This is a genomic window from Aggregatilinea sp. (assembly GCF_036822615.1).
Classification (GTDB): Bacteria; Chloroflexota; Anaerolineae; order Aggregatilineales; family Aggregatilineaceae; genus Aggregatilinea.
Map to the genome: position 1 here is coordinate 1 of NZ_DAISHJ010000192.1, position 5,729 is coordinate 5,729.

Here is a 5,729-nt window from a genome sequence, read left to right on the forward strand (position 1 = left end):
ATACGCTTCGATGGGCGCGCTCAGGGGGTGTACGCTGGCGGTCGTGCCGTTCGCCCCGCGCTCGACCGTCAACAGATCGTCGGTCGTGTCCACCGCCAGCACGATCAGGTACTCCGAGCCGATGCGGAGCAACCGGCCAGGGCTGAAACGCGGCCCGTCGCCCATCCACGGCCCGTCCGCATCCGCTACCGCGATCACCGTCTCGTCCGCGCCCAGCGGATCGGTCTGCACGTCATCGCCCGAATCGATCCAGGCGTGCGCCCAGTCGGGGTGACAGCCCCACGTGCCGTCCACCTCGATCGCGGCCAACGGCATATCGTGGTACGTAAACAACGCGCGCGTCCGGTCGAGTATCAGGCTCGATTTCACGGCCTCGTTGGCGGGCAGGGCGCGCACCACCTCCAGCGCGATCCCGGTCCCGTCGCCGTTGGTCAGCGCGTGCAGATCGAGCAGATCGTCGTCGAGCAGCAGCAGCCCCGGCCCGGTGTAATCGAGCGCACGCACCGCGCGGCGCGGGTAGAAGCTGCGCCCGGTGTGCCGCTCGACCAGCCGCGACGCCGCGCCCAACAGATCCAGTAACAGATCGTCATCCGTATGCTGTACGGCGCTCAATCCCAGGCTGCGCCGCAGCGAGTCAAGTGTCCCATAACAGTTCATACAGCCTCCCTACTTCTAGCACGCCTTTACGTCCGGACGGTGATTTACCCCAGGGACCAAGATTTCATGAATTATTCCGAAATGTATAGATCTTGGAGCCGTAAATTCGTTATGATAAAGGGGACGTGTTCAGTAGCTTGTCTGACAACACAAGGAACCGGATAGTGCCCGTCCCAACCGATCCGCTCAAGGAACAGCAAATTCGGTGCAGCCGGTGCGGCAACTACGCACCGCCCAGCACCATTCGCTGCCCATTCTGCGGCGAGGCGCTGTTGACGCTGGTTACGCCCGTCACAGTGCCGGTCCTTCGCCGCTCGCTGACGATGCAGGGCGACAATAACGGCTACCGCTTCTTCCCCGCCGACGCCCGCGCAATTCTTCAGCTTCTCCCCTCCGGTATCTGCTTACCCATCGAAATCAAAAAACCTATCGTTTTAGGGCGCGACGACGGCGGAAATGCCGACGATATCCTCGACCTGACCGAGTTCAACGCCGTCAAGCACGGGGTCTCGCGCCATCACGTCATGCTCCGCCGCGACGCCGATCGCCTGCTGGTCAGTGACCTGGGCAGCACCAACGGCACCCACCTCAACGGATCGCTAATCATGCCCCAGCACGAACACGTTGTTGCGCACGGCGACAAGCTCATCCTCGGCACGTTGCATCTGTTGGTCTCCTTCTCCACATTCGAGGCTGACCTCGGCTAAGTTCACAACTGGCTGCTCCACAGTTCGATTGAGCGTCCCTCGATCCCGCCCTGGCGAATGTGAATTTTGTCCAAATTGCAACCGTACATTGTGATTCCATTAAAATTTGGTTTATAATTTGTAAATGAGCAACGCTTCCTGAAGGGTCAGGTGGGCGGCTTCTACTATCGGTATTGATCTTGGGCCGGATCACATGGAGCTAATTTTTTATGTCTACCGCGCGTTATAGTCCACCCGAACAGCCGTACGACCAGTCAAGTTCTCCACACGAACAACCCGGAATGTTCGACCGCCAGGGGGTCACCAAGCCCGCTGCGCCGCTGTCCGATCAGCCGTCGTTTATGGCGGCGTTGGATTCCGAGGCACGTATCGCGCGGTCCGTCGTAACGCCTGCCACGATCGTGCGATTGGTCTTCCAGTTTTCGGGCCAGATCTTGCTGCTGCCCCTCAACGAGTCGTGGATCGTGGGGCGCGCCACGCTGAATCTGCCGCCCGGCACGCCCATCGAGTCGCGGACCGCTGTCGCGCAGAACAAGACCGTCTCGCGCGAGCACTGCATGTTCCGCTTTTTAGACAATCACGCCGTCGTGGTCGATCTCAAGAGCACGAACGGCACCTACATCAACGGTCAGCGCCTGGAACCGTACCGTGAGTACATCCTGGCCGAAGGCGACGAGCTTCGCATGGCGACGCTGCGCTCGACCGTCAGCTTCATCGAGCAGGCCGCCAACTAGCGGCTGGACGTTCTGCCGGGCGGCGGTCGCGCGGGGCGTCCGTCTACCGAAGTGCTTGACCCGGGTAGGTGCGGTGACACGGCACACCGCGCCCGCCCGGTTATTCTTTTAAAGCGATCAGCCACCAGCGATTAGCGATCAGCCAAAACCAAAAACCACTCTCGACCCCTCACCACCCGCCGATGCCTTATAGGTCTTGTAAGGGCGGGTTTGCAACCCATAGGCTTTAGGCTAACGGAGCAAACAGGACCGTTTTCCCTGGCGTGAAACCAAAGCGCCTGCGGTGGTAACCGTAGGGGTAGGGCTTGCCCTACCCGGCTTTTCTCACCACGGGCGGGGCAAGCCCCGCCCCTACGAAAAGCATGGTTCCCGATTTTCCCCTGTGACACACTTAACTTAATGCGTATGGGTTTGCAACCTGCCCTTTCTCCGCCTCCGTATTCAAAAGTTAAAGAGCACCATCCCTGCCAACACACACCGCCCCGCCGGATCAAACCGCTTTTCTCCCCTCTCCAATCAAGTTGGAGAGGGGCCGGGGGTGAGGTCGCTCCGCCCTAAACGGTGATGTTGTACAGCACGCTGGCGACCTCCGAATCCAGCGGCGCAAAGGCCAGCCGCACCGTCGCCACCATCTGGTAGGCGTCGTAGTACGGCAGGTAATCCATCGTGGCAGCGATGCGGCGCCGGTAGCCGACCACCCAGCCGGGCCGGTAGACACATACCGCCTGCCCTTTCGTGTTTCCGGTGGTGTTGGCCTTGCCGTCGTCCTGCGTGAGCGGCATCTCCGGGCTGACCAGGATCGGCACGCCGTCCAGCTTGGCGATCTCGCCCGTGAGCACCGTCGCGTACGGCCCGAACTTGTCCACCGTCGCCACCTCGCTGATGCTGAGCAGCTTGGCGTACGTGCTGCCATCGACGATCCAGGCGCAGTCCTTCGGGCGCAGCGCGTAGCGCGGATCCATCAGGAAGCGCGTCGAGCGCAGCAGCGCCACCGAGGGCACGCCGCCCGCGCTCTGGCCGTTGGCGGCGTTGGTCACCAGCGGCAGCTTGCGCAGGCCGTCGAAGGCCAGCACGCGAGACGTGGCGCTCGGCGCGGCGTCGTCGCTGTTGATGTTGCCCGTCGCGGCAGTGGTCGTGTCGCCGTTGAGCAGCACGTGATCGATGGCGTCGGCCATCGCGCGCAGCGCCTGCTCGCGGTAGAGCGGGATCAGCGGGAGCGTCGCGTCTTCGGCCAGCTCCGCCGAAAAACCGACGCGCAGCGCGAGCTTCTTCGCGCGCAGCGTCACCTTGCCGCTGCCGATCTGGCTGTCGGGGATCGGGTTGGTGCTGCCCAGTGTCAGGTCGTCCTCGTCCTGCGTTTCCGGCACGTAATACACGGTCGGATCCGTGCCGGAGATCGGCAGCTCGAACGGGTTGCTGGGCATCTCCACGATGCGGAACAGCGGCAGCACCACGTTTTCGGCGCGCGCCTTGCGCCACAGCTCGCTCGACCACACGTCGGGGACCCATTCCTGGCCGAACCCCTCGCTGCCCGTGTGCATCAGCTCGTCGGACTTGACCGGCAGCGCGCGCAGCGTGCCCGCGTCCAACTGGCCGCTGTCCACCGCGCGATAGGCTTTGTGCGCCAGCTCGCGCATGAAATTCACCGAGGGCGTCCACTGCCCGCTGCGGCTCAGCCACGTGTGCATGAACGCCATATCCACTGCGTCGAGATCCGCGTACTTGCTGCGCACCTCGATCGCCGGAGCGTGCGGGCGCACCGCCTCCTGCGCCACCGGCAGCCGTTTGATCGCGTCACCGCGCCCGGTCGTACCCGTCACAATATCCATGTTTTCATCCGCCTCCCCTGCATCCCGCTCCAACAAGTCTTCCGTGGGCAGTCCGAGCGCCTCGAACGCCGCCTTGACCGCCACCGCATCGGTATAACGCGGCTCGGCGGGGCTGGGCGTCAGGCTGCCTTCGACGATCGGCCAGCGCCGGATGTGCCCATCCGTGCCCACCGCGACCAGATGCGGCAGACTGCCGCTGCTCCAGCCCAATACCTCGCGCTGCACCAGATCCATCACCGCGCGCGCCCACCGGCTGCGCAGATCGAGCTGGGCCTGCACCCACACGCCCGTATCGTCGGCGCGCAGCGACTCGATTTGCCCGATCATCACCGGGCCCATCTCGCCGTCCAGCCCGTGCTGGTAGAGCACCGGGCGGCGCGGATACCACTCCAGGCCGAGTTCCGTATCCGGCGTGAAAAACTCCCCATGCAGATCGCGCTTGGTCGCGTCGCCCCACACGACGAGATACCCGCCGATCCGTCCTTCCAGGTCCAACGCTTTCGCCGCCGTCAGCACCGGCGCGCGGATGGTGTCGCGTTCCATCGCCCCTCCTGCCGCTTCGTCTCACCATGCGATTACAGAATAGAACATATATTCTATTTTGTCTTCGCCCCAAACGGCTCAACCTTAGTTTTCAACCGGTAATGGTGACCACTAGCGGCGAGGGAAATCAGCGGTCAGACGCGTGTTACGCACACGATTTCACAACAGGGGAAGAAAACAAGCCGGGCATGTCGAGCACGCCTCAACCCGTGGAGAGCGCAAAAAAACAGGGGCATCGTGCGGATGCCCCTGTGCATGTGCTATGTGAACCGCGAACGGCAGTTTACGGAACTTTGAGTTCCTGACCGGCATAGATCAGGCTGGGGTTCGTGATGCCGTTCAGCGCCGCCAGCTGCGGATACGTCACGCCGTACTTCAGCGCGATGCGGAACAGGTTCTCGCCCGGCTGCACCACGTGGACCTTGCCGCTCCATGCGGGCGTGACCGGATCGACGACGACCGCGGGCACGGCAACGTAGGCGGGCTGGAGGTAATAGTAGTACGGCCAGTAAAGCGGGTAGTTCGTCACTGCCGCCGGAACAGGTGCCGGGGCTGCGGGTGTGCCGATCACCGAGGGGATGGCCCCGCACACGTCCGAGGACACGACCAGCTTGGCCGAGTCGGGCCCGGCGTTGTATTGCACTTGCAGCTCATTCGATTTTAATGCCCACAGGCTGACCGTCGCCCCCGCAACGATCCGCTGATTCTGGTTCGTTGAGATGGCCGTCTTCAGCGGCAGGGAGATTTGCGACAGGTTGACGTAAAACACCGCCGTCGGGCCGTTCCAAATGGTCATGCCGTCAGCGATGCACTCGATAACGAACGGACTGGATCCCTGCGCCGCCACAATCCCAGCCCCCAGCGACAGGCTCAGGACCAGAACCATCGCTGCAATTAATAGACGCGACCCGCTACCCTTCTTCATTCGGTATTCCCCCTTCAAAGACAAATCGTTGCTCAAGCCTTAATTGTATTATAGAGGCATTCTTGTCATGCATATACTATGCCAACCAAACTCAAACCCTGCGATATGCCTGCGGAGAGAAGTCTTGCTGCTACATTATCTCGATCCGCCGTCGATATTCCGCCCCTCTCCCGCCCAGATGTATCCCCGCGAAACGCAGACAAACACCGCCCAACAGGGTTTTGTGGGGACAGATTTGATGCTCTTTAACTTTTAAATCCGGACAAAAACCAGGGCGGGTTTGAAACCCGCCCCTACAGTTCGCAGGGTCACGAGAGCGTGAGAAACCAGTTTT

4 protein-coding genes and 1 pseudogene are annotated in these 5,729 nt (G+C 62.1%); 2 read left to right on the forward strand and 3 right to left on the reverse strand.

Going from position 1 to position 5,729, the window contains the following annotated elements:
* Positions 1-657: pseudogene (locus tag V7116_RS25165) on the reverse strand (hypothetical protein); the annotation flags it as partial.
* A gap of 164 nt (positions 658-821) precedes the next feature.
* Between V7116_RS25165 and V7116_RS25170 the strand changes: the two are divergent.
* Positions 822-1,364, forward strand: a complete 543-nt coding sequence (locus V7116_RS25170) for an FHA domain-containing protein (RefSeq protein ID WP_324394758.1) — start codon at positions 822-824, stop codon at positions 1,362-1,364.
* A gap of 209 nt (positions 1,365-1,573) precedes the next feature.
* The gene (locus V7116_RS25175; protein ID WP_324394759.1) at positions 1,574-2,098 is read left to right on the forward strand and encodes an FHA domain-containing protein; all 525 of its coding nucleotides are present in this window, start codon (positions 1,574-1,576) and stop codon (positions 2,096-2,098) included.
* Between the two features lie 554 nt (positions 2,099-2,652).
* On the opposite strand, the gene V7116_RS25180 is transcribed toward V7116_RS25175, so the two are convergent.
* Both V7116_RS25180 and V7116_RS25185 read right to left on the reverse strand, forming a co-directional pair.
* Positions 2,653-4,470, reverse strand: coding sequence for a phage major capsid protein (locus tag V7116_RS25180; RefSeq protein WP_324394760.1), 1,818 nt, complete (start codon positions 4,468-4,470; stop codon positions 2,653-2,655).
* Between the two features lie 283 nt (positions 4,471-4,753).
* On the reverse strand, positions 4,754-5,395 hold the full coding sequence (locus tag V7116_RS25185; protein ID WP_324394761.1) for a LysM peptidoglycan-binding domain-containing protein: 642 nt from the start codon (positions 5,393-5,395) through the stop codon (positions 4,754-4,756).
* Positions 5,396-5,729: the final 334 nt, after the last annotated feature.

Bases quoted from the DNA above. Each gene is read 5' to 3' on its own strand.
- V7116_RS25185 (WP_324394761.1), bottom strand. From the start codon at position 5,395: ATGAAGAAGGGTAGCGGGTCGCGTCTATTAATTGCAGCGATGGTTCTG.
- V7116_RS25180 (WP_324394760.1), bottom strand. From the start codon at position 4,470: ATGGAACGCGACACCATCCGCGCGCCGGTGCTGACGGCGGCGAAAGCG.
- V7116_RS25175 (WP_324394759.1), top strand. From the start codon at position 1,574: ATGTCTACCGCGCGTTATAGTCCACCCGAACAGCCGTACGACCAGTCA.